The sequence below is a fragment of the Pseudomonas sp. MDT1-16 genome (genome assembly GCF_054898115.1).
This window is the reverse complement of record NZ_CM142717.1, coordinates 1,865,194-1,888,794: the sequence shown is the minus strand read 5'-3', so window position 1 is coordinate 1,888,794 and position 23,601 is coordinate 1,865,194. Positions and strand designations below refer to the sequence as shown.

Here is a 23,601-nt window from a genome sequence, read left to right as displayed (position 1 = left end):
CATGAGGCCATATGCTCGCCTGTTGCAGGCAACATGACAAGCACGGACAGGAATAACCTGCCCCCGCCCCGTCACAGGCCGCCAGCCATCTCCTGGCAGAGCTGGGTGGCCAGCATGCCCAAGGTCATCAATGCACGCTCGGCTTCACGGTTCCACGGTGTGCCGCAGTTCAGCCGAATGCAGTGATTGAACTGCTCGGTGTTACTGAAAATCAGCCCCGGCGCGATACTGATGCCCTGCTGCAACGCACGAACGTGCAGCTCCTGAGTGTTGACCCGCCCCGGCAGACTGACCCAAAGAATGAAGCCGCCGGTAGGCCGGGTCATCTGTGTGCCTTCCGGGAAGTATTGCTGCACGGCCAGCTGGAAGGCGCTGAGGTTCTTGCGGTACTCCTGACGGATGTAGCGCAAATGCCGGTCGTAACCACCGTTCTCCAGATAGGCCGCAATACCCATTTGCGTGACGCTGCAGGCCGAATGGGTACTGAAGGTTTGCAAACGCTGGATCTCCTGCTGGTACTTACCGGCAATCATCCAGCCGATCCGCACGCCCGGCGACAGGGTTTTGGAGAAACTTGAGCAGTAGATCACCCGGTCCAGCCGATCGTAGGCTTTAAGCGACTTGGTGCGACCCTGCTCGAACATCAACTCGCCGTAGATATCGTCTTCAACAATCTGGATATCGAAATCTGAGGCCAGACGCAGCAGTTGCTTTTGCCGCTCTTCAGGCATGGTGCCGCCCAATGGATTGCTCAGGCGAGTGGTCAACACCAGCGCCTTGATCGACCACTGGTTGGCCGCCAGTTGCAAGGCTTCGAGGCTCATGCCAGTGGCTGGATCGCTGGGGATTTCGATGACCTTGAGGCCCAGCAGGTCAGCCAGTTGCAACAAACCGTAGTAGGTCGGCGACTCGGCGGCGATCAAGTCACCCGGCCGGGTCAGCACGCGCAACGACATCTGCAAGGCATCGACGCAGCCGTGGGTAATCACCACTTCCGACGGATCGACCACCACGCCGGCATCGCGCATGCGGATCGCCACTTGACGACGCAGCGGTTCGAAACCCGGGCTGAACATGTAGCTGAAAGCCCGCGGGCTATGGAAACGGGTGACTTTAGCCAGTTGCTGATGCAGCGCCCGCACCGGCAGATATTCGACGCTTGGCACGGCCGCGCCCAAAGGGAACACACCTTCGCGGCGAGATTCGACCAGGACTTGCTGAATGATGCTGCTGCGAGTGACCAGACCGGGACGTTCGACTCGGGCGATGTCCGGTGTCGGCGCAGTCAGGGCCGGGGTCTGGTGCACGTAGTAACCCGACTGCGGCCGGGCGCGGATCAGCCCCTGATCCTCGAGGTTGGCGTAAGCCTGCAACACCGTCGCGTGGCTGACGTTGAGCTGCGAGCTCATCTTGCGCACCGAAGGCACGCGCTCCCCTGGTTGATAGACGCCACGGCGGATGTCTTCGGCCAGTTGCTGAGCAATACGTTGGTAGAGCAAGAGATTGGTCATGACGCAGCACTCGATTTCACGGGCATTTTATTCTTGTGTGAAACAATACCGGAACAGTTTAGAAGTGTACTGGGACAGTTGCCACAATAGTCGACCGTACAGTGCATTGTCAGCAAAAACTGTACTGCTTTTATTGGCCCGGCGAGCGGTAAATGGCAGGCACAAAAAAACCCGGCGCTGACTGGCAGGCCGGGTTTTCCAGTGACGCAGCCCTTAGCGGGCAGCGCCGAGCTGGCCTTTTTCGTCGGAGAACACAATTTCCACCCGACGGTTCTGTGCCCGGCCCCGCTCGGAGGCGTTCACGTCCACCGGGTATTCATCGCCATACCCTTCGACCTGGATGCGCTTGTCGTCGATGCCCAGGTCCATCAGCACGTTCGCTACCGATTGCGCACGGTCGCGAGACAGCTTGAGGTTTTCCTGCTTGCCGCCGGTACTGTCGGCGTAGCCTTCGATGCGCACCACGCGCTTGGGGTTGAGCTGCAGGAACTGCACGATCTTCAACACCACGCGGTTCGCCGAGTTTTTCAACTCTGCTTCGCCCGTGTCGAACAGCACATCGCCCAAGGTCATCACCAGGCCTCGGTCGGTCTGGGTGGTCGCCAGCGCGACAATCTGTTCTTCGAGCCACTTGCCCTGCTGCTGCACGCTGAGCAGTTTGGATTCGCGCAGGGCCAGTTGCAGTCGTTGACGCTCCAGTTCGAGCTTCGCTGCACGCTCTTCGTTGAGCACCTGATTGGTGTGTTCGCGCGCGATTTCGCTGTAGCGCTCACTCAGGTAAGCGTAATGCAGCACGTCCGATCCACTGCCCCAGTAGCTGGACAGACGATCGGCGCGGGCCAGCGACTCACCCGCGCGAATCACGTCCTTGGGCGCAATTCGCAGCACGCTGGAGTCTTCCTTGACCTTCTGGAAGTCAGTACTGGCTTGCTGCAACGCGGACTCGCTGTGCTGACCGGCACAACCATAGAGACTTACGCAGCCTGCCAGGATCAAACCGCCGAGTGCTTTGGTCTTGAGGCTCATTGGGCATCTCCCAGTTGCTTGCGCAGGCGAGTGATGCGGGTATTGAGCACGTTCAACTGCTCCTCGCTCTTGAGGGTCAGAACCCGGGCTTCGGCCAGACGCGCGTCCAGCTCGGCCTGCTCGGCCCGCATGCGCGCGTTCTTGAAGGATTGGTCGTTCATGCTGCCCTTGGCGCGGTTGAACTTGTCTTCGGCCAGTTTCATTTCCGGCACGTCGTCGACAGTGGCGCCCACGGCCTTTGCCTGCTCGAGTGCCTGTTCGGTCAGGCGCATTTGTTCATTCGGCGCCGGATCGGCTGCACAACCCGCCAGAGCCAGAACGGCCAGGGCAGCGAAAAGAGGTCGAATACTCACTAAAAATCCCTACTGTTTTGGGGTACTGACGGGTTGTTGCGGCGATTGCTGCTGTTGCGCCTTCCAGCGCTCGATATTGCGTTGCAGCACGGCTTCCGTCAGTCCGGACGCGGGCAATTCTGTCATCTTTTTGGCCAGCTGTCCGCGCAACCACGGATCGTTGCAGGCTGAGTTGTGGGAAACCGCGAGGAACAGGCCGGGTTTGTCGATCGGTTGTGGACGGGCGATCAGGTCGTTGGCCAGGTTAAGTGTCTGCGCAGCCGCCATGCCCGAGTAGCGTCCGGCAAGGACAAATTCCACCTCGCCCAGCAGCAATTTCTGAAACGCTTGGGTCAGGTTGGGAGTCCGTATGAGGGTCAATTGCTGCTCGGCGAACGTACCAAATGCCGGGGTCATGCGAGATTTTTCCGACAACGCGCCGGGATGACCGTGAAGGTCCTGCGCTTCGTTGGAGACCAGCGTCGAATCTTTGCGGGTCCAGACCAGGTAATCGTTTTCCAGTAACGGAGGATGAATGTAGTCCAGGGATTGCAGTTCACTGACCGTCAATGACGCATCCGCCAGCATGTCCATTCGCCCACTGCGCACTTCGTCCAGGGCCTGAGAGCGTTTGCCGGCGTAAAGCAGTTCGACCTTGATCCCCAGCTCCCCCGCCACTTGCTGCAACAGGTCAGCACTGGCGCCGATCAGGTGCTTGGGGTTTTGCGGGTCTTGCCACAGGTACGGTGGCGCATCCGGGCTGCCGGTCACCACCAGGCGTTCGCACTTGCCGGCAGCATTGGACAACATCGGCAACATTGTCAGACCCAGCAGTAATGACCAGCCACCCACGCGGCGCAGATCCATGGCGACACTCTCCCACTCAAATCCGGAACAAAAAAAAAGCCCGACCAAAAGGTCGGGCTCTTTATAAGTCAGGCCGCTGGATTAGACCAGCTTCTCGAACTCAGGGATGGCTTCGAACAGATCCGCCACCAGGCCGTAATCGGCCACCTGGAAGATCGGCGCTTCTTCGTCCTTGTTGATCGCAACGATCACTTTGGAGTCTTTCATGCCGGCCAGGTGCTGGATCGCGCCGGAGATACCGACGGCGATGTACAGCTGTGGAGCAACGATCTTGCCGGTCTGACCGACCTGCATGTCGTTGGGTACAAAACCTGCGTCGACCGCGGCGCGGGAAGCACCGACGGCAGCGCCCAGCTTGTCGGCCAAGGCGTACAGGTGTTTGAAGTTGTCGCCGTTCTGCATGCCGCGACCGCCGGAAACGACGATCTTGGCAGCGGTCAGTTCCGGACGATCGGATTTGGCCAGTTCTTCGCCGACGAAGCTGGAAGTGCCCGCGTCGTGCGCAGCCGCAACGGCTTCAACAGCCGCCGAACCCCCTTCAGCAGCAACCGGGTCGAAACCGGTGGCGCGAACGGTGATCACTTTGACCGCAGCGTTCGACTGAACGGTAGCGATGGCGTTACCAGCGTAGATCGGGCGCTTGAAGGTGTCAGCGCTTTCGACCGAGATGATCTCGGAGATCTGGTCAACGTCCAACTGAGCGGCAACGCGTGGCAGGATGTTTTTGCCGTTGGAGGTAGCAGCAGCCAGGATATGGCTGTAGCCAGCGCCCAACTCGGCAACCAGCGGCGCTACGTTTTCCGGCAGTTGGTGAGCGTAGGCGGCGTTATCGGCCACCAGCACTTTAGCCACGCCAGCGATTTTCGCAGCGGCTTCAGCCACGGCGCCAACGCCCTGACCTGCAACCAGTACATGAACATCGCCACCGATTTTGGCCGCAGCGGCCACGGTGTTCAGCGTGGCCGGGGCCACTGCTTTGTTGTCGTGTTCAGCGATTACCAAGATAGTCATGATTAGATTACCTTCGCTTCGTTTTTCAGTTTCTCGACCAGTTCAGCCACCGACTTGACCTTGATACCCGCGCTGCGTGCAGCTGGCGCTTCGACTTTCACGGTCTTGTTGGTGGAGGCGGTGGAAACGCCCAAAGCGTCCGGAGTCAGCACTTCGAGAGGCTTCTTCTTGGCTTTCATGATGTTTGGCAGGGACGCGTAGCGCGGCTCGTTCAAACGCAGGTCGGTGGTGACGATGGCCGGCAGTTTCAGGGAAACCGTCTGCGCGCCGCCGTCGACTTCGCGAGTCACGGCAACGGTGTCGCCGCTGATTTCGACTTTGGACGCGAATGTGCCCTGACCGTAGCCGCTCAAGGCTGCGAGCATCTGGCCAGTCTGGTTGTTGTCGCTGTCGATGGCTTGTTTGCCAAGGATCACCAGCTGAGGCTGTTCCTTGTCGACAACGGCTTTCAACAGTTTGGCAACGGCCAGGGAGGTCAGATCTTCGGCGGATTCGACGAGGATGGCGCGGTCGGCACCCAGAGCCAGCGCGGTGCGCAGTTGCTCTTGAGCGGTGGACGGGCCGATGGAGACGACGACGATTTCAGTCGCAACACCTTTCTCTTTCAGGCGTACGGCTTCTTCCACTGCGATTTCGCAGAACGGGTTCATCGACATCTTTACGTTGGCGAGGTCAACGCCGGAATTGTCCGCCTTGACGCGAACCTTGACGTTGTAATCCACAACGCGTTTGACAGCTACAAGAACCTTCATGGATTCCTCGTTACTCTCCGGTGAAAAGAAAGTCGCCTAGGCGAACCTGGCGGTTTGATGCTCATCGGCGCAAGGGCACCTCTAAAAACGCTGGCAAAGGTGTCAAGTGACAAGCGCTCACGATGCAGATGACCGTTCGTCAGTGATGACCGACAAGTCATTCAATATCGCGGCGTGTAAACTGCGCAGCAAACTTGCGCGGCGCATCACCCTGTACTGCCATCGCCCTGTCTTTAGAGGTGCTCTTGAAACCAACAGTCAGCCTACGGCGAGCGCAAAACCGACCGTATATTGACCGGAACGCCTATTCCGGTCAATACGGCAAAATAGCCAGTCATAAGCCGCGTGACTTTGATTTCTCTGGCTTTGAGCCGATTCAAACAAACGTTTGTATTGGACGCTAGGAGTGGTGTAGATATAATGCGCCACCTTAGAGAGAAAGGTGGCTCATCGATTGTCCTCTTCCTGCATTGCGCAGGAATTCATGGATGCGACACCAAACCTCCAATTAGAAAAAACTGTTGAGCCTTGAGTAGGAGATAACCTGTGGAACGCGAATACATGGAATTCGACGTGGTCATCGTCGGTGCCGGCCCCGCGGGTCTTTCCGCCGCCTGCCGGTTGAAGCAGAAGGCCGCCGAAGCCGGTAAGGAAATCAGCGTCTGCGTGGTCGAAAAAGGCTCCGAAGTCGGTGCTCACATTCTCTCCGGCGCGATCTTCGAACCCCGCGCCCTGAACGAATTGTTCCCGGACTGGAAAGAACTTGGCGCCCCGCTGAACACGCCGGTCACCCGCGATGACATCTTCGTTCTCAAGAACGCTGACAGCGCGCAGAAGATTCCTGACTTCTTTGTGCCCAAGACCATGCACAACGAAGGCAACTACATCATCTCTCTGGGCAACCTGTGCCGCTGGCTGGCCCAGCAGGCCGAGAACCTCGGCGTAGAAATCTACCCGGGGTTCGCCGCCCAGGAAGCGCTGTTCGATGAGAACGGCGTGGTTCGCGGGATCATCACGGGCGATCTGGGCGTTGACCGCGAAGGTCATCCGAAAGAAGGCCTGTACACCCCGGGCATGGAACTGCGTGGCAAGTACACGCTGTTCGCCGAAGGTTGCCGCGGCCATATCGGCAAGCAGCTGATCAAGCACTTCAACCTCGACAGCGAGGCCGACGCCCAGCACTACGGCATCGGCCTGAAAGAAATCTGGGAAATCGATCCGACCAAACACCAACCAGGCTTGGTCGTCCACACCGCCGGCTGGCCGCTGGAGATCATGGGCACCGAAAACACCGGCGGCTCGTTCCTCTATCACCTGGAAAACAACCAGGTCGTAGTGGGTCTGATCGTCGACCTGTCCTACAGCAACACTTACTTGTCGCCGTTCGACGAGTTCCAGCGCCTCAAGCATCACCCGGTGCTCAAGCAGTACCTGGAAGGCGGCAAGCGCATCAGCTACGGTGCTCGCGCCATCTGCAAGGGCGGCCTGAACTCGCTGCCGAAAATGGTCTTCAAGGGCGGCGCGCTGATCGGTTGCGACCTCGGCACCCTGAACTTCGCCAAGATCAAAGGCAGCCACACCGCGATGAAGTCCGGCATGCTCGCCGCTGAATCCGTGGCCGAGGCGTTGTTCGCCGAGAAGGACGGCACCGAAGAGCTGACCACCTACGTCGACGCGTTCAAGAAGAGCTGGCTCTACGACGAACTGTTCGCCAGCCGCAACTTCGGCCCGGCGATCCACAAGTTCGGCGCCATCGTCGGCGGCGGTTTCAACTGGCTCGACCAGAACATCTTCGGCGGAAAACTACCGTTCACCTTGCACGACAACAAGCCGGATTACGCTTGCCTGAAACTCGCGGCCGACTGCAAGAAGATCGACTACCCGAAACCGGACGGCAAGATCAGCTTCGACAAACTCAGCTCGGTGTTCATCTCGGGTACCAACCATGAAGAAGAACAGCCGTGCCACCTGAAGCTGACCGACCCGAGCATCCCGATCGCCAAGAACCTGCCGCTGTACGATGAGCCTGCCCAGCGTTACTGCCCGGCCGGCGTGTACGAAGTGGTGACCAAGGAAGACGGCGAGAAGCGCTTCCAGATCAACGCCCAGAACTGCGTTCACTGCAAGACCTGTGACATCAAGGACCCTGCACAGAACATCACTTGGGTGGCGCCGGAAGGCTCTGGTGGCCCGACTTACCCGAACATGTAAGTCGAATGCCTGAACATCAAAGCTCCCGAACGGGGGCCTTTTTGTTGTCCGTCAGGCAGCGCGCTCATCGCCCGGATTACGCTCGAAGTAGCGCTTGTACTCGCGACTGAACTGCGACGTACTTTGATACCCGACCCGATGCGCCACCTGTGCCACGCCCAAACCTTCGGCAAGCAACAACTGCTGCGCCTTGAGCAAGCGCAAGCGCTTCAAGTACTGCACTGGCGACAACAACGTGCTGCGTTTGAAATGCTCATGAAAGGTCGACGCACTCATGTTCGCGCAACTGGCCAGGGTTTCGACGTTCAGCGGCTCGGTGTAATGCGCATGCAGATGGCTGAGCGACGCCGCGATCCGGGCGAACTGCCCCTGCTGTTCGACCAGCGCCCGCAGCACATCGGCTTGCGGCCCACGCAAGGCGACGAACAACAACTCGCGCAATCGCGCCTGCCCCATAACCTGGCATTCCAGCGGATCGTGCAGGCAACGCAGCAGCCGTTCAACACAACCACGCATCGCATCGTCGAGCACCGCCGAGGTCATGGACTCTGGCGTTTGCGCCGGAATACTACGCCCCGGCGCCAGCCCCATGGCCAAGACCAACTCACCGAGCAACACCCGGTCAATGGCGATGGAAACGCCCAGCATCGGCCCATCCGGCGCCGAAAACGTCTCGCATTCGAACGGCACCGGCAATGCCTGAATCAAATAATGCCCGGCGCCGTACTCCAGCGTACGCGGCCCCAGATACGCCAACTTGCTGCCCTGGGCGATGATGACCAGACTCGGCTCGTAGATCTGCGGGCCGCGAGCCACATCACAACTGGCCCGCAAAACCTGAACACCCGGCAACGCCGTGGGCGCGAAACCATCGCGATTAGTCAAAGGTTGAATCAGCGAAACCAGCGTGGCATTGGCATCGAGATGTCGGGTCAACAACATGAGAGCTCTTCACAAAAAAAGTCGCGGAAAAAGGGATGAAAGCATCATCGCAGGTCTGATCGCCAATGCGACCCATTGAAGGCTGATGCCGGAGGATTAGGCATGACACCCGGAGGAATCGCCATGGCCGGTGACAGGTGCGGCGCCCAGAATGTGCCACCTCACCTGTCACAGCTTTTGCGAGGTTCATCATGTACACCGCCATCGGATACGCCGCCCAGTCGGCCACCACTCCCCTCGCCCCCGTGAAATTCGAGCGCCGCAGCCCACGGGCCGACGACGTCGCGATCGATATTCTCTACTGCGGCGTCTGCCATTCCGACATCCACCAGGCACGCAACGAGTGGGGCATTGCCGTTTACCCGCTGATGCCTGGCCACGAGATCGTAGGCAAAGTTACCGCCGTCGGTGCGAACGTCACCCAGCACAAAGTCGGCGATCTGGTCGGCGTCGGCTGTATGGTTGATTCCTGCCGCAGCTGCGAAGCCTGCCAATCGGACCTCGAGCAATACTGCCTCGAAGGTCCGACCATGACCTACGCCACCCCAGACCGCGTCGATGGCAGCAACACCATGGGCGGCTATTCCGACAGCATCGTGGTCAGCGAACACTTCGTCGTGCGCATCCCGGAAAAACTCGACCTGGCCAGCGCCGCGCCGATCCTCTGCGCCGGTATCACCACCTACTCGCCGCTCAAGCACTACGGCGTGAAAGCGGGCGACAAGGTCGGGATTCTCGGCATGGGCGGCCTCGGCCACATGGGCATCAAGTTCGCCAAGGCGATGGGCGCCGAAGTCACGCTGTTCACTCGCTCGGCGAGCAAGGCTGAAGAAGGTCGTCGCCAAGGTGCGGACCACGTGATCGTGTCCACCGATGCCGAACAGATGAAGGCCGCGGCAGGACATTTCGACTTCCTGCTGGACACCATTCCGGTGCAGCACGACCTCAACCCCTACCTCGATACGCTGCGTTTCGACGGCGTGCACATTCTGGTCGGGCTGATCGAACCGGTCGATCCACCGGTCCACGCCGGCAAACTGGTGATGAGCCGTCGTGTATTGGCCGGCTCGCTGATCGGCGGCATCGCAGAAACCCAGGAAGTGCTGGATTTCTGCGCCGAACACAACATCACCTGCGACATCGAAATGCTCGACATCCGCCAGATCAACGAGGCTTACGCCCGCATGATTGCAGGTGATGTGAAGTACCGTTTCGTGATCGACATGGCGACACTGAAGGTCTGATCAGACCCTAGCGCCAAGCTCCGCCGACAGCCGGGCTGTGACCCCTTTGATCAGGGGAATCAGCTCGGCCATTTTCTCCAGCGGCATATACGGCACGGTGCTGGCGATGCTGATGCCGGCGACGATGCGTTTGCTGGCATCGCGGATCGGCGCCGCCACGCAGCGGATCGACGGTTCATTGTCTTCCAGATCGAAGGCATAACCGCCCGCCACATACTCGACCATGCGCTGCTGAAACTGCTCCCAGGACTGCTCCGGGTGTTGCGGCCAGAACTGATTTTTCCCACCCGCCGGCAAACTGACTTCGTACAACCGCTGCCATTCTTCCTGCGTGTCATCGAGCATCAATGCCTTGCCGATCCCGGTACGCGCCAACGGCATGCGATGGCCGACCCGCGAACGCATTTCCGGGCCATTGCGCCCCGGATTCTTGTGCAGGTACAGCACCTCGTCGCCTTCACGAATCGCCAAATGAATGGTGTCGCCCGTCAACGCCGACAACTCATCCAGATACGGCCCAGCAAGGGTCACCAGCGGCAGCTCTTCGCGCGCCTGGAAACCCAGTTCGATCAGTTTCGGCCCCAACAGATAACCGACTTGCGGCACCACACGCAGGTAACGCTCGTCCACCAGGCAACTGGCCAGACGATGGGTGGTGCTGCGTGTGGTGCCGATCAGCCGAGCGATTTCCTTGAGATCGCGGGCACCACTGGCCACGGCCTGAACCACACCCAAACCACGAAGCAGTGTCTGGGTGCCGGTCGGTGCGGCGTCTTTGGCGATTTTTGGGGCGTCTTCCTGCATATCCAGCCTTTACCGTTGAGCGAGTGAACGGGCGGCATTATGGTCGCCCGACGGCTGCGACTACAACTTGATACGCTCGACCTTGCCTACCAGCAAGATGTAGGAAAGCGCACCAATCAACGCCAGAACCGAGATGTAGGTGATCGCCGGGGCAAACGAATCACCGGTGGCGAGGAAACCGATGACGATCGGCGTGGTAATCGCCGACAGATTGCCGATGAAGTTGAACACTCCGCCGGTCAATCCCAGCAATCGCGCCGGGGCCAACGTTGAAACCAGCGACCAGGTGATCGAAGCCAGCCCGTTACCGAAGAACGCCAACGCGAGGAAGGCAATCACCAGCGGTGTCGACTCGACGAAGTTGGCGCCGATGATCGAGGTGGAAATCAGCAGGCCGCCAATGATTGGCAACTTGCGAGCGAACCCCACGGTGTAACCGCGGCGGATCAGCCAGTCGGAAAAAAACCCCGAACACAGCACACCGACGAAGGCGGCGAGAAACGGCAGCGACGCCAATAGGCCGGACTTGATGAAGTCCATGCCGCGATATTTCACCAGGTAGGTCGGGAACCACGTCAGAAAAAACCACAACGTCGAGTTGAGGCAAAACTGGCCGAGGTAAATACCCCACAATTTGCGTTTGGTCAGCACGATGCCGAGGTCGATCCAGCTGAATTTGGCTTTGACTTTGGCGTGTTCAGCCTGGATATCCACCAACCCGCCGCCCTCGCGGATCAGGTCGATTTCGGCGTCATTAGCACCTTTGAAATCCCGTGGCTCGCGGTACACCGCGTACCAGATTACCGCCCAGAGAATGCCCACCGCACCGGTGCTGACAAACACCATGTGCCAACCATAGTGATGCTGCAGCCAAGCCAATACAGGGGTCAGGAACGCCAGACCGACGAATTGCCCGGACGTGTAAAAGCCGATAGCTGTGGCACGCTCGCGTTCGGGAAACCAGGTGGTGACCACACGGCTGTTGATCGGGTATGCCGGTGCTTCCAGTGCGCCGACCGCCATACGCAACACGAACAGTGCGATGAAGCTGGCCGCGAAGCCGAGCATGACGGTGGCGATCGACCATAACAGCAGCGCGACGCTGTAAAGAATCCGCGGCGGGACGCGATCCACCAGCCAGCCGCCGGGGATTTGCATGGCGGCGTAAGTCCAGCCGAATGCGGAGAAAATCAGACCGACATGAATCGGATCGATGCCCAGTTCGCTGGTCAACGCCGGAGCGGCGATGGACAGGTTGCTGCGGTCCAGGTAGTTGATCACCACGGTGATAAACAACAGGACCATGATGAAAAAACGCTTGCGGCTGGGCGTCACCAACGTCGCCTGCCCAGTGAGGGTTTGCGGTTGCATGGGGAGTGCCTCTTCTTATGTTTATTGAGGGCGTGATCGTTCCCACGCGGAGCGTGGGAACGATCACCGCAGTGGGGTCAGACAGAACTCACCACTCGGCAAAGCTGCCATCGGCATGGCGCCAGATCGGGTTGCGCCAGCGGTGGCCGACGGCCGCGCGTTCGATGACGTATTCCTCGTTGATCTCGATCCCCAGTCCCGGGCCGTTGGGGATTTTCACGAAGCCTTTTTCGTAGTCGAACACCCGTGGATCCTTGACGTAATCCAGCAGGTCGTTGCTTTCGTTGTAATGGATGCCCAGGCTCTGTTCCTGGATGAACGCGTTGTAGCAAACCGCATCCAGTTGCAGGCACGCCGCCAATGCAATCGGGCCCAGCGGGCAATGCAGCGCCAGCGCCACGTCATAGGCTTCGGCCATGTTGGCGATTTTGCGGGTTTCGGTGATGCCGCCAGCGTGCGACGCATCTGGCTGAATGATGTCGACATAACCTTCGCTGAGCACACGTTTGAAATCCCAGCGCGAGAACAGCCGCTCGCCGAGGGCGATCGGAGTGCTGGTCAGCGGCGCCAGTTCCTTCAGCGCTTCGTAGTTCTCACTGAGCACCGGCTCTTCGATGAACATCAGTTTGTACGGATCGAGTTCCTTCATCAGCACCTTGGCCATGGGTTTGTGCACCCGGCCATGGAAGTCCACGCCGATGCCGACGTTCGGGCCGACCGCGTCACGCACGGCGGCGACGTTGGCCAGGGCCAGGTCGACTTTCTCGAAGGAATCGAGGAACTGCAGCTCTTCGGTGCCGTTCATTTTCACGGCAGTGAAACCACGCTCGACGGCTTCTTTCGCGGCGCGAGCGGTGTCCGCCGGGCGGTCACCGCCGATCCACGAGTAGACGCGAATCTTGTCTCGCACCTGACCACCGAGCAGGTCGCTGACCGACACACCCAGCGCCTTGCCCTTGATGTCCCATAAGGCCTGATCGATACCGGCCAGCGCGCTCATGTGGATCGCGCCGCCACGGTAGAAGCCGCCACGGTAAAGCACGGTCCAGATGTCTTCGATGTTGCGTGGGTCTTTGCCGATCAGGTAGTCGGACAATTCTTCAACGGCGGCGGCAACCGTGTGCGCGCGACCTTCGACCACGGGTTCGCCCCAGCCGGTCACGCCCTCGTCGGTTTCGATCTTGAGGAAGCACCAGCGCGGCGGAACGATGAAGGTGGTCAGTTGGGTGATTTTCATCTTTTGCTCTCTTTTTATAAGTGCAGCTCTTATAGATGTAGCGCTCGCAGCGCCAAAAAAGTCTTAGCGAAGGGCTTTCCAGGCAGCTACGTAGGCCTTGGCGTTTACGGCCACTTCCTCAGGCGTCATGCCCGGTTTGAACAATCCGGAACCCAGTCCGAACCCTTTGACGCCAGCGTCGATAAACACCTGCATGTTGTCCGGCGTGATCCCGCCGACCGGCGCCAAAATGGTTCCGGCCGGCAGCACCGCAAGCCAGGCTTTGACGACTGCCGGGCTCAGCTGCTCGGCCGGGAACATCTTCAGCACGTCCGCCCCTTCGGCCAACGCGGCGAAGGCCTCAGTCGGCGTCGCCACACCCGGCGACAGGAACAATCCCGCCGCTTTCGCTGCGCGCAACACCTTGGCATCGCCGTGAGGCATGACGATCACTTGGCCCCCCGCTGCTTTCACTTGCTCGACCTGTTCCGGCGTCAACACCGTGCCCGCGCCGATCAGGCAATCGGGGGGCAACGTACTGCGCAGGATGCGGATACTTTCGTACGGTTCAGGGGAATTAAGCGGCACTTCGATGACGCGAAATCCGGCGGCGTAAAGGACTTCGCCGATGGCTGCCGCTTCTTGCGGGCGCAGGCCACGCAGGATCGCGATCAGACCGTTTTGCGCCAGTGCTTGCTTGAGCATGTCAGACCTCCAGTCAGGTTTAACGGGATGAATGTGGTGTGATCAGTCCGGCGGCACCCGCCAACTGCCACAAGCCGCGCTCGGTGGCGTGTTCGGCCAGGGTCACCCGGGCAAAACCGCAGGTGTCGAGGGCCCGTCTGTAGCGGGCACAGAGTTGGGCATTACCGATGAGGATGATCGAAGGCAGATGAACGCTGTTGCGTCGGCGGCGCTGAACACTCGCCAACGCTAACAGTTCATGGCCGATCAACAGACCCGACAAGTAATCCGGTTGAGCGGTGGCGCTGAGTTCGCCAGTCAACCCGAGGCTGCGGGCACTGAACACTGTCGACAACGGCCCGATCTCGCCCTCCGCCGACAGGGCCACCTGCACACCACGATCAAACGCTTGGCCATCGAAGGATGCGCCCTTTTGCTGGGTACGCCCCAAAATGCTGTATTCGCTGAGCACGGCGAAGAGTTCGCCGGTCATGAAGGTATCGAAATGCACGATGCAGCCGTTGGCCACTTCCACCCATTTCGAGTGACTGCCCGGCAGGCCGATCAACAGATCGTTGCCCGCCTCGCCCGGCAAAGTGTGCAGAACGCCAAGCACCTGGGTTTCTTCGCCACGCATCACGTTCGGCAGGCACGAACGCTGAATCACGCCCGGCACGATGTGCACATCAACACCGCGAAGACTGCGAACCGTTTGTAGGGAAGTTCCGAGATTGGCGACGTTCGCCGGCGTATCGCAGTAAGCCACTTCTCGCCAGCCTTGTGCGCTGCCGACCATGCCGCAAGCAATCACCGGCAAATCGGGTTGCGCGTCGAGCCAGTCACCGCAGGCCTCATCGAAGGCCAGCTCAAAACCGTCGGTACATGCCTGACCCGCAATCATTCTCAGCGTTCTGGGCAGCTGCATGATGCCCGACGACAGCGAACGCTGTTCGAGCACCTGGCCACCGGCGGCGAGTTTGTAAGCACGTAATGAGGTTGTCCCCCAATCGAGCGCGATCAATTGCGCCAGCATCGATTCACCTGTTTTGTTTATTGGCAGTGAGTGAGCTGGACTATAAACCCGGACACGCCAAAATCTCAATATATAAATATCTATCCCATATATCGGGAGAAAAACAAAAAAAGATCGCAGCTTTCGGCGACGCCTACAAATCGAGGTAGAAGTTGCCGAAGACTGCGATCTTTAAAGGATGTCGCGTGCGATCAATTGCCCTCGGCAAACTCCCGCAACACCGCCCCATCCATGCGATACCGAACCCACTCTTCCTGCGGCTGCGCGCCCAACGACTTGTAGAACTCGATCGCCGGTTTGTTCCAGTCCAGCACGCTCCACTCAAATCGACCGCAATCATTGGCGCAGGCGATTTTTGCCAGATGGCGCAACAAGGTTTTGCCGGCACCGCCGCCGCGTTGTTCGGGGGTGATGTAGAGGTCTTCGAGGTACAGGCAGTTGCTGCCCAGCCACGTGGAATAACTGAAGAAGAACACCGCGAAGCCGATCGGCGAGCCGTCGCGCAGGCAGATCAGGCCGTGGGCGGTGGCGCCTTCGCTGAACAGGCTGCGCTCGATGTCGGCGACGCTGGCAATGACTTCGTGGCGGGCACGTTCGTAATCGGCCAGTTCGGTGATGAACCCGAGGATTTGCGGTGCATCGCTCGGGGTCGCCGGGCGGATCTCGATCGTCATGGACGTGCCTTCGTCAAAAGTGGAGAACGCCATACTAAGGCGGCGAGCGGCGCTCGTCACACTGGAAATTCAAAGCTGATCCATGGAGCATGTGTAGCCGCTGGCGAAGCCTGCGGCTGCAGGGCTATGTCGCTGCAAAAGACGTTTTCACTTAACAGGATGTTTATGAACACTGATGCTTTCGCGCCACTGCAACTCCTCGCTAAGCAACTGCTACCCCACGCGCTGGAACCCTCAGAGGACGGTGCTCATGATCTGTCGCACTTGCAGCGTGTCTGGCACAACGTGCGAACACTCCATGCTGAAGAAGGTGGCGATCTTGAAGTGCTGCTCGCGACGGTGCTTTTGCACGATTGCGTGGCGGTAGAGAAGAACTCGCCGCTGCGTTCTCAGGCGTCGCGGCTGGCCGCCGAGAAGGCATCGATAGTGTTGGCGGACATGGCGTGGCCAGGCGCAAAAATCAGCGCTGTTGCCCATGCCATCGAAGCGCACAGTTTTTCCGCCAACATCGCGCCGACCACGCTCGAAGCCAAAATCATGCAGGACGCCGACCGCCTCGACTCTCTCGGCATGCTCGGTGTGGCGCGAACCTTTTACATCGCCGGACGTATGGGTAGCGCTTTGTACGATCCACAGGATCCTGAAGCGAAGGAGCGGGAATACGATGACAAACGTTTTTGCCTCGACCACTTCCAGACCAAACTGCTGCACCTGGCGGACCGATTCCAGACGACCACCGGCCAGCGTCTGGCGCAGATTCGCCACGAACGGTTGAAGGGATTCATGGTGTTGTTCAAGGAAGAAATCGGCGCCTGCTGAAGGCTTTACTCCGGCCAGCGCTAACCCTGAAATCGATAACCTCAGACCTAACATCGATGCCTTGCGTGATAGACAGATGAAGCTCTCTTCTATCGGGTCAAGGAACCGCGTCATGTCTAGCGCAACACCCCCAGTCTCCAGCAGGTTGTTCGGCCTGTTTTGCCTCGCCAGCTATTTGCTGTCGCTGTCCTACGGCTCGACATTTTTGTTGTCGCTGTTGATCGGTTCCCGCGGCGGCAACGAGCACGATGCCGGCAGTGTGATTTCGGCAGCGATGCTCAGCACCTTTGTCGCGGTCATCGTCTCCGGACACTTGTCCGATCTACTCGGCGCCGCTCGATCAATTGCCCTGTTCGGCGTCTTGCTGGTGGCCGCCAGCCTGGGCTTCGCCCTGACACCAGGTCTCGGCAATCTGCTGTTGTTTTTCGGACTCTTGCTGGGGCTGGGTTGGGGCGTGTTCTACACCTTGGGGCCGATCATCGTGGCGAGTCTGGTAACGCCTGCCCAGCGTGCAAAATACTTTGCGCTGCTGTCGGGCAGCATGATGACCGGGATCGGCAGCGGTCCATTGCTGGGTCGCGCCGCGAGCGCCCTCGGGTATCCGATCACCGCGGCGTTTTACCTGGCGGCGCTGGCCAGCCTGTTGGGCGTGTTGCTGTTCTGGCGGTTGGATTCGCAGTTCAAGAAGGCGCCCGCCTACTCGGCAGCGGTGTCACGGATTTCATGGCGGGCAGCGGCGCAAGTGCTGTCGTCCAAAGCGGTGTTCCCGATCATCATGGTGGGCCTCGGTGGTTGCGTGTTCGGCGGTCTGTCGAGTTTTCAAACCAGCTACGCGGCGGCGCGTTCACTCGACTATTCATTGTTCTTCCTCGGCTTCATGAGCGCAGTGATCAGCAGCCGAATGCTGATCGCCAGCTTCGTGGTCAAGCGCGACCCATTCTGGGCGTCCTGTCTGCTGTCGGGCTTGATGGTGGGCTCGATCCTGATGTTCGGTTTCGTCGTCGACGACAGGTTCAGCTATGTGCTGGCGGCAGTGATGCTCGGGGTCGGTTACGGGCTGACCTATTCGGTGATCAACGGCCTGGCGGCCAACGAGACGCCAAACGGCACCACCGCGCAATCCTTGCTGCTGTTCAGCCTGTCCTACTTCATCGGCGTGTTCGGCTTTCCGCTGCTGGCCGGGAAAATCATCGTCGAACAAGGGATGTCGACGCTGCTGCTCACGGTGCTGGCAGTGGCCTTGCTGAACTGGCTGATCAGCGTCGGCCGGCTGGTCTGGCGCCGCGCCTGTACCAGCAAAGCCTTGCAGCAGGCCTAGACCGTTCGTCGTTCATCAGGCACCAATCCAAATCGGGGGCGGACCAACATCAGGTAAGGACTCTAATTAAATGGAGGCGACATCGGCGTCGGCTCGAAAACCACCACCGGTGGCTCGGGTTCAGAAGGCGGTGCCAGCCAATAGTTCGCCGACGCGAGCGACCTATCCACATCCAGGAAGAGGTAACCATGAACGTCGATAAAAACCTTGAGAAAGAAATCCTGACCCGTCTGCTGCATGCCCATCCAAGCGGCTTGGGCAAAGAGGTCCTGGACAATTACCGGGGGGAAAAAGTCGTGGCCAGCACCCTCGCCACGCTGCAGGATCGCGGGCTGATTCAACATGGGCATGTGACCTGTAACGAGGCGGGTGAGCATTCGTTGAGTTTGCCGATCAAACTCAGTTCCGCAGGGGTTGAAGCGGCGCGCAAGCTGGACGTTTAACAAGACGAATCAGGTCGCAGTCGTGCGCGGCTGCGACCGTTTGACAGACGCGAATCTTATGACCCCATCGCGATCAGGCACCGAAAGTCTGGCTAATTAACGCATCCACCTCGACAATCCCCGGCGAAGTCGCCGGCCCCCAACGAGTGACCGCCAACGCCGCCGCCGCATTAGCCCGCCGCGCCGCCTCACCCGCCGATAATCCTTGCGCCAGCCCGGCCACAAATACCCCGGCATGCGCATCCCCCGCGCCATTGCTGTCTACCGCCTCAACCTTGAAACCCGGCACATGCTGGCGATCTCCACGCTGGCTGATCCAGCACCCTTGAGGGCCGTCACGAACCACCATCAAGACGTCGGCTGGCAGATGATCGGCCAACCGGTTCAAGGCCTCGGCAATGTCCGACGTACCGGTAAACTTCATCGCCTCGACGCTATTGCTGGTCCACAAATCAATGCGCGCCAGCAAGGCTTGCATCAACGGCTCATCCGGCGAATCCACCAGCGGACCCGGATCGAACACCACGTTGATCGCTCTCGGTAAATCCAAAATCCAATCCACCAGCGCCTGGGCTTTGCCGCCCTGCAACAGGCTGTAGCCGCTGACGTAGACAAAGTCACCCGCCTCGGCCGGCACGCTCGCCAAGTCCTCGGCGGTCAACTCACCCTCGGCACCGATGTAGGATATGAAACTGCGCTCGGCGGACGCTTCAGTCACCGCGACGCACACTCCCGTATCCCGCTCGGCGCGGTGAGTGATGCCGATCCGAATGCCTTCAGCGTTCATCGCTTCGCGGGCCAGGTCGCCGAAACGTCCGGTGCCATGACGGCCGAGGTAAACCACCGGCAAGCCATTGCGCTGGGCGGCAGCCATCACATTGAAGCCGCCGCCAGCCTCGAAACTGGCGGACTGCGCCAGCACATCGCCGCCCGAATGAGGCAGTTTATCCACAGCCATGACCAGGTCGATCATGACCTGGCCGGTGTGCAGCAATCTAGGCATGAGCGTTCTCGGTCATCGCGCCACGACGATCCTTGGCCCCGCCGAGTACCCAATAAATCCCGCCGGCCACCAGGAACGTCACGATCCAGCCGAGGCCGTTATGGCCCAGCCAGGAGTCGGACAGGAAGCCGCGGAACCAGACGGTTTGTTCGGTCGTGCCGATGGTGGTGAAGCTGAAGCCCAATACGATCGCCACCGCCCACGCACCGAAGGCGCGCCACTCAATACCTCCGTTGTACCAGTAAGCGCTGCTCGGGCTGACGTCCAGCAGGTCTTTGGGGCTGTAGTAATGCCGGTGAATCAGGTCGACGACGAAGATCCCGACCCATGCCGTGATCGGCACCGCCAGTAGCGAAATGAAGGTAATGAACGGGCCGTAGAAACTGTCGGCGATCAGCATGAAATAAATCGAACCGGCGAAGATCGCGACGATATCCACCACCACCGCGTAGACGCGTTTGACCTTCAGGCCGAGGGTCAACGTGGTCAAACCGGCGGAGTACACCGAGAGGTTGTTCGACAGCAACAACCCACCGAACGCGGTGATCAGGTACGGCACGGCCATCCAGGTCGGCAGCATGTCGCGGATTGCAATGATCGGGTCAGTGGCGGAGGCCAAGTCATTGTTACCCACCGACAGCAGGCCGCCGAGGGTGATCAGCAGCACCAGCGGAATCCCCGCACCGAACGCTGCCGAAGCCACCAGGCGCACGGCTTTGACGCTACGATGCTGATAGCGCGACATGTCGGCACCGGCGTTGGCCCAACCGATCCCGGTGCCAGCGGCCATGGTGCCAACGCCGATGATCATCGCGCTCAACGGCGCGGGCGTTGCGTTAAACACCGCGCTCCAGTCGATGGTGGCGCAGAGGAAGCCGCCCACCAGCAGGTTCAGCCCACCGAACACGTAAGTCGCCCACTTCTGAATCACCAGCAACGTGGCGTGACCGAGGCCAGAGACCGACAACGTCAGCAACACGAAAATCGCGATGAACACCAGGGTCAGCAGCGGCGCGCTTTTGGCTTCTACCGGCGAGCCGAACAGAATCGAGCACAGCGACAGCAACACGAAGGCTGCGGTGGTGGTGTTAACGGTTTCCCAGCCCAGACGCGACATCAACGAAACCAGGGTCGGCCCGATGTTGCCGCGTACACCGAAGATCGCTCGCGACAACGTCAGGCTCGGTGCGCGACCACGGCGACCGGCAATGGAGATGATCCCGACCACCGCGAAGGAACCGGCGGCACCCAGGATCGCGACGATGATCGCCTGCCAGATCGCCAAGCCGCGAAAGGCTACAAGGGTCGCGCCCAGCGGCAGGCCGAGGATGGAGATGTTGGCGGCAAACCAGACCCAGAACAGTTGCAGCGGATGACCGTTGCACTCCGCTTCCGGCACGGGCTCGATGCCACGGGTTTCCAGTTGCCCGGCGCTTTGCCCGGCGTTCGATGAACTCATGTGAAAATGCTCCTGTTGCCTTTGTTGTGGTTGTGGGCAATGACGGAAAGGCTCAGGGTTTGATGGCGTCAGTCCAGCAAGCGCAAAGCTAAAAGCCCCTGCACCAACGGTTCCAGCTCCAGATCGTTGACGGTTTTGACCTGTTCGATCATCGCCACCGGCCAACTCTCAAGGCCCAGACAAGCCCCAAGCATCGCCCCAAGAATCGCCGCGATGGTGTCAGTGTCGCCGCCAAGGCTTGCGGCCATGCACAGCGCTTCGAAAGCGTTCATTTCACCAATGGCCACTTGCTGGGCCAGGGCAAACGAGACCACCACCGATTCCTGCGAAGCCACCGAAGTGCCGATCACGTCGTACATCAAATCCGCCAGCAATGCCTTGTCGCTGTCGACACTGAGGGTCCGCGCCCAGCTGATGCGCGAGGCGATGCGTCCGCCAGCCACCCAGTAACCGTGGCTTTCAGCTTGCTGAGCGATTTGCTGGCCGAGGTTCAACGCCTCGCCCAGGTCCATGCCGTTGATACCGGCCGAGACCACCGCCGCCACTGCCGCCGCGCTGGAAATGCCCAACGTAGTGTTGTGGGTGACCTGGCAAGCCTGCACGACAGCGTTGATGAAACGCTCCGGATCGGCGACGTCCGCCGCGAGCCCCACCGGCGTGATGCGCATCGCCGCGCCATTGGTGGTGCCGTAGCGCCCCGCTTCTTCCGGCGAGTGGCCGGCGAGGATCATCTCGATGGCACGCTTGGTCGAAGGGCCGAGCAAATCCTGGGAACCTTTGGCCTGCATCGCGGCTTCCCATTCGATCAGCCGCTGGGCGAGCATCGCCGGTTCGATCCGGCCCTCGCCTTCAACCAACAATTGGCCGACCAGAATCGCCTGTTCGGTGTCATCGGTGATCGAGCCTTTGGGCATGTTGGCTGCGATCGGTTGATCCGGGCCAGCGTCTTCCAGGCCAGTGATTTCGCCGAAGCGCACCTTGATCTCGGCGCGACTCAGGGATTGGGTCGGCATGCCCAGCGCATCGCCCAGGGCCAGTCCGTAGAACGCACCCAAGGCACGGTTGAGCGCGGTCATTTTGACTCTCCAAACTGCAGGTGCAGGCGAAAGTGCACCGGGTCGAGCCAGCTTTCGACCTGCTCCATGAATCTGTTTTTCCGGTCGTAGGTGGTGCGCAAGGCCTTGAGGAAAACCGTGCCTGCCGGACGGCCGAGCAGTTCGGCGTCTTCGGCGTTCAAGGGTTCGGCGCCGATCCATTGATCGCCGCGCTCGCCAATGTAGCCATAGGCGGCCAGGGTGATGGTCAGGGAATCATCGATCAAGCCGACCCGCGGCAGGCTTTCCAGGCCTCCGGTGGCGGGCATCAACGAGCGTTCGAGGGAGACCAGCGTGCCTTCGTTGGAACGGCGGCGACGGTCGAGGGTGATGAATTGGTCAGTGCCGAAACGCGGCAACAGGTCCGGACGGGTGACCGCCTCCAACCGCAGCACTTCGGTGTTGATCAGCGCCCCGCTGTCGGCCAGGGCCTGGGCCCAGCCGCTGCGCTGATCAAGCACCACACCGTCGAAGGTGACGATGGAGCCCACCCCGCTTTGCGTCGCGATGTAGTTGCGCCGTTTCAACTCGGCGAGGGCTTCGCGCAGCGTGCCGCGGCTGACTTTGAATTCTTGAGCCAATTGATGCTCGCCCGGCAGCAGAAAGCCGTCCTCCATGAGGCCGCTTTCGATGCGCCGGATGAGTTCGTCGACCACCCGTTGTTTCTTGTCAAATCGTACCTGTCTAATCATGTACAGAGTGATAACCGAAACGGGGTTGGGCGAGCAAGGAATATTTCAGGGAGGTGACGGGTGAACTTACGCTGATCGTTCCCACGCAGAGGGTGGGAACGATCAGTTAGCGGGGGGTTTAGCGTTGTTTTAACCGGTCAATGACGACAGCCAGCAATAGGATCGAACCGCGAATCACATACTGGTAAAACGTATCGATGTTCTTCAGGTTCATCGCATTCTCAATGATCGCCAGAATCAGCACCCCGGCAATCACATGCCGAATCATGCCGATCCCGCCACTCAACGACACCCCGCCCAACACGCAGGCAGAAATCACCGTCAGCTCAAAACCCTGACCAATCATCGGCTGACCGGACGTCATGCGCGACGCCAGAATCACCCCGGCCAACGCCCCGATCACTCCGTGCACGGCGAAGATGATGATCTTGGTCCGGTCGACGTTCACTCCGGCCAGCAGTGCCGCTTCCTGGTTACCGCCAATGGCCATGGTGTTGCGCCCGTAGGTGGTGTAGTTCAGCAACCAGCCGAAAAACAGGAAGCAAACGATGGTGATCAGAATCGGCACCGGAACACCCAACAACTGGCCGTTACCGAAGACGAAAAACTGCTCTTGCGACACGCCCACCGCTTTGCCATTGGCGAAGATGTAAGCCAGGCCGCGAACGATCTGCATGGTCGCCAGCGTGGTAATCAACGCATTGACCCGCAGCTTGGCGATCACGATCCCGTTAATCAACCCGACGATCAGCCCCATGAACAGCGCCGCAACAACACCGAGAAACACGCTGTCGGTGTCGCGCATCACCACCGCGGCGACCACGCCGGCGCAAGCAATCACCGAACCTACCGACAAGTCGAAGTGCCCGGACGCCAGGCAATACAACATGGTGCAAGCGGCAATCCCCGTCGTGGAGATCGCCAGGCCCAGACCGCGCATGTTCAGCGGCGAAAGGAAGTTGTCGATCAGCAAGGTGCAGAGCACGAAGATCCCGACGGCCGCCAACAGCATCACCCAGTCATCGAGAAAGCGCCGCAGGTCCAGAGGTTTGCGCTGGGTGGGCAAAGCGTTGTTTTGAATGGTCATAGTCACCT

Annotated in this window: 23 protein-coding genes; 5 read left to right on the top strand and 18 right to left on the bottom strand. The window is 59.9% G+C overall.

Annotated features, from left to right (window positions below; genetic code table 11):
* Positions 1-71: 71 nt before the first annotated feature.
* The 6 genes from ACYZT3_RS08575 to ACYZT3_RS08550 form a co-directional block, all read right to left on the bottom strand.
* Positions 72-1,511 (bottom strand): aminotransferase-like domain-containing protein, encoded by a 1,440-nt coding sequence (locus tag ACYZT3_RS08575; RefSeq protein WP_282375750.1) that lies wholly within the window; start codon positions 1,509-1,511, stop codon positions 72-74.
* A gap of 213 nt (positions 1,512-1,724) precedes the next feature.
* Positions 1,725-2,537 (bottom strand): OmpA family protein, encoded by an 813-nt coding sequence (locus ACYZT3_RS08570; protein ID WP_462031870.1) that lies wholly within the window; start codon positions 2,535-2,537, stop codon positions 1,725-1,727.
* Positions 2,534-2,890, bottom strand: coding sequence for a DUF4398 domain-containing protein (locus ACYZT3_RS08565; protein ID WP_282375748.1), 357 nt, complete (start codon positions 2,888-2,890; stop codon positions 2,534-2,536). The genes ACYZT3_RS08570 and ACYZT3_RS08565 overlap by 4 nt, the downstream gene beginning before the upstream one ends.
* Positions 2,891-2,899: 9 nt before the next feature.
* On the bottom strand, positions 2,900-3,736 hold the full coding sequence (locus ACYZT3_RS08560; protein WP_282375747.1) for a substrate-binding periplasmic protein: 837 nt from the start codon (positions 3,734-3,736) through the stop codon (positions 2,900-2,902).
* 81 nt (positions 3,737-3,817) lie between these two features.
* Complete coding sequence (locus ACYZT3_RS08555; RefSeq protein WP_282375746.1) at positions 3,818-4,747, bottom strand: electron transfer flavoprotein subunit alpha/FixB family protein; 930 nt, start codon at positions 4,745-4,747, stop codon at positions 3,818-3,820.
* Between the two features lie 2 nt (positions 4,748-4,749).
* On the bottom strand, positions 4,750-5,499 hold the full coding sequence (locus tag ACYZT3_RS08550) for an electron transfer flavoprotein subunit beta/FixA family protein (RefSeq protein ID WP_056745417.1): 750 nt from the start codon (positions 5,497-5,499) through the stop codon (positions 4,750-4,752).
* A 546-nt stretch (positions 5,500-6,045) separates the two neighbouring features.
* Between ACYZT3_RS08550 and ACYZT3_RS08545 the strand changes: the two genes are divergently transcribed.
* Entirely contained in the window at positions 6,046-7,710 is a 1,665-nt protein-coding gene (locus ACYZT3_RS08545) for an electron transfer flavoprotein-ubiquinone oxidoreductase (protein WP_282375744.1), read from the top strand.
* Between the two features lie 51 nt (positions 7,711-7,761).
* Here ACYZT3_RS08545 and ACYZT3_RS08540 read toward each other — a convergent pair whose 3' ends face one another.
* Positions 7,762-8,652, bottom strand: a complete 891-nt coding sequence (locus tag ACYZT3_RS08540; protein ID WP_282375743.1) for an AraC family transcriptional regulator — start codon at positions 8,650-8,652, stop codon at positions 7,762-7,764.
* A 191-nt stretch (positions 8,653-8,843) separates the two neighbouring features.
* On the opposite strand from ACYZT3_RS08540, the gene ACYZT3_RS08535 reads away from it, so the two are divergent.
* Positions 8,844-9,896, top strand: a complete 1,053-nt coding sequence (locus ACYZT3_RS08535; RefSeq protein WP_282375742.1) for an NAD(P)-dependent alcohol dehydrogenase — start codon at positions 8,844-8,846, stop codon at positions 9,894-9,896.
* On the opposite strand, the gene ACYZT3_RS08530 is transcribed toward ACYZT3_RS08535, so the two are convergent.
* The 6 genes from ACYZT3_RS08530 to ACYZT3_RS08505 all read right to left on the bottom strand — a co-directional run bounded on the left by ACYZT3_RS08530 (position 9,897) and on the right by ACYZT3_RS08505 (position 15,678).
* Positions 9,897-10,700 carry an IclR family transcriptional regulator gene (locus ACYZT3_RS08530; protein ID WP_462031869.1) on the bottom strand — a complete coding sequence of 268 codons (804 nt, stop codon included), beginning with the start codon at positions 10,698-10,700 and terminating at the stop codon, positions 9,897-9,899.
* 60 nt (positions 10,701-10,760) lie between these two features.
* Positions 10,761-12,071, bottom strand: a complete 1,311-nt coding sequence (locus tag ACYZT3_RS08525) for an MFS transporter (RefSeq protein WP_282375740.1) — start codon at positions 12,069-12,071, stop codon at positions 10,761-10,763.
* 88 nt (positions 12,072-12,159) lie between these two features.
* Positions 12,160-13,308 (bottom strand): galactonate dehydratase, encoded by a 1,149-nt coding sequence (gene dgoD, locus ACYZT3_RS08520; protein ID WP_282375739.1) that lies wholly within the window; start codon positions 13,306-13,308, stop codon positions 12,160-12,162.
* Between the two features lie 63 nt (positions 13,309-13,371).
* Positions 13,372-13,992: a 2-dehydro-3-deoxy-6-phosphogalactonate aldolase gene (locus tag ACYZT3_RS08515; protein ID WP_462031868.1), complete on the bottom strand. Its 621-nt coding sequence runs from the start codon at positions 13,990-13,992 to the stop codon at positions 13,372-13,374.
* A gap of 19 nt (positions 13,993-14,011) precedes the next feature.
* Entirely contained in the window at positions 14,012-15,004 is a 993-nt protein-coding gene (locus ACYZT3_RS08510) for a 2-dehydro-3-deoxygalactonokinase (RefSeq protein ID WP_462031867.1), read from the bottom strand.
* 191 nt (positions 15,005-15,195) lie between these two features.
* Positions 15,196-15,678 carry a GNAT family N-acetyltransferase gene (locus ACYZT3_RS08505; protein WP_149417666.1) on the bottom strand — a complete coding sequence of 161 codons (483 nt, stop codon included), beginning with the start codon at positions 15,676-15,678 and terminating at the stop codon, positions 15,196-15,198.
* Between the two features lie 165 nt (positions 15,679-15,843).
* On the opposite strand from ACYZT3_RS08505, the gene ACYZT3_RS08500 reads away from it, so the two are divergent.
* The 3 genes from ACYZT3_RS08500 (at position 15,844) to ACYZT3_RS08490 (ending at position 18,258) form a co-directional block, all read left to right on the top strand.
* On the top strand, positions 15,844-16,497 hold the full coding sequence (locus tag ACYZT3_RS08500; protein ID WP_462031866.1) for an HD domain-containing protein: 654 nt from the start codon (positions 15,844-15,846) through the stop codon (positions 16,495-16,497).
* Between the two features lie 112 nt (positions 16,498-16,609).
* The gene (locus ACYZT3_RS08495; protein ID WP_462031865.1) at positions 16,610-17,815 is read left to right on the top strand and encodes an MFS transporter; all 1,206 of its coding nucleotides are present in this window, start codon (positions 16,610-16,612) and stop codon (positions 17,813-17,815) included.
* Between the two features lie 188 nt (positions 17,816-18,003).
* On the top strand, positions 18,004-18,258 hold the full coding sequence (locus ACYZT3_RS08490) for a hypothetical protein (RefSeq protein WP_282375731.1): 255 nt from the start codon (positions 18,004-18,006) through the stop codon (positions 18,256-18,258).
* Between the two features lie 73 nt (positions 18,259-18,331).
* On the opposite strand, the gene ACYZT3_RS08485 is transcribed toward ACYZT3_RS08490, so the two are convergent.
* The 5 genes from ACYZT3_RS08485 to araH form a co-directional block, all read right to left on the bottom strand.
* Complete coding sequence (locus ACYZT3_RS08485) at positions 18,332-19,261, bottom strand: PfkB family carbohydrate kinase (protein ID WP_282375729.1); 930 nt, start codon at positions 19,259-19,261, stop codon at positions 18,332-18,334.
* Positions 19,254-20,720, bottom strand: a complete 1,467-nt coding sequence (locus ACYZT3_RS08480) for a purine-cytosine permease family protein (protein WP_282375728.1) — start codon at positions 20,718-20,720, stop codon at positions 19,254-19,256. The genes ACYZT3_RS08485 and ACYZT3_RS08480 overlap by 8 nt, the downstream gene beginning before the upstream one ends.
* A 68-nt stretch (positions 20,721-20,788) precedes the next feature.
* The gene (locus ACYZT3_RS08475) at positions 20,789-21,796 is read right to left on the bottom strand and encodes an ADP-ribosylglycohydrolase family protein (RefSeq protein WP_462031864.1); all 1,008 of its coding nucleotides are present in this window, start codon (positions 21,794-21,796) and stop codon (positions 20,789-20,791) included.
* Complete coding sequence (locus ACYZT3_RS08470) at positions 21,793-22,506, bottom strand: GntR family transcriptional regulator (protein ID WP_462031863.1); 714 nt, start codon at positions 22,504-22,506, stop codon at positions 21,793-21,795. The genes ACYZT3_RS08475 and ACYZT3_RS08470 overlap by 4 nt, the downstream gene beginning before the upstream one ends.
* 118 nt (positions 22,507-22,624) lie before the next feature.
* Positions 22,625-23,593 carry an L-arabinose ABC transporter permease AraH gene (araH, locus tag ACYZT3_RS08465; RefSeq protein WP_111451791.1) on the bottom strand — a complete coding sequence of 323 codons (969 nt, stop codon included), beginning with the start codon at positions 23,591-23,593 and terminating at the stop codon, positions 22,625-22,627.
* Positions 23,594-23,601 lie beyond the last annotated feature (8 nt).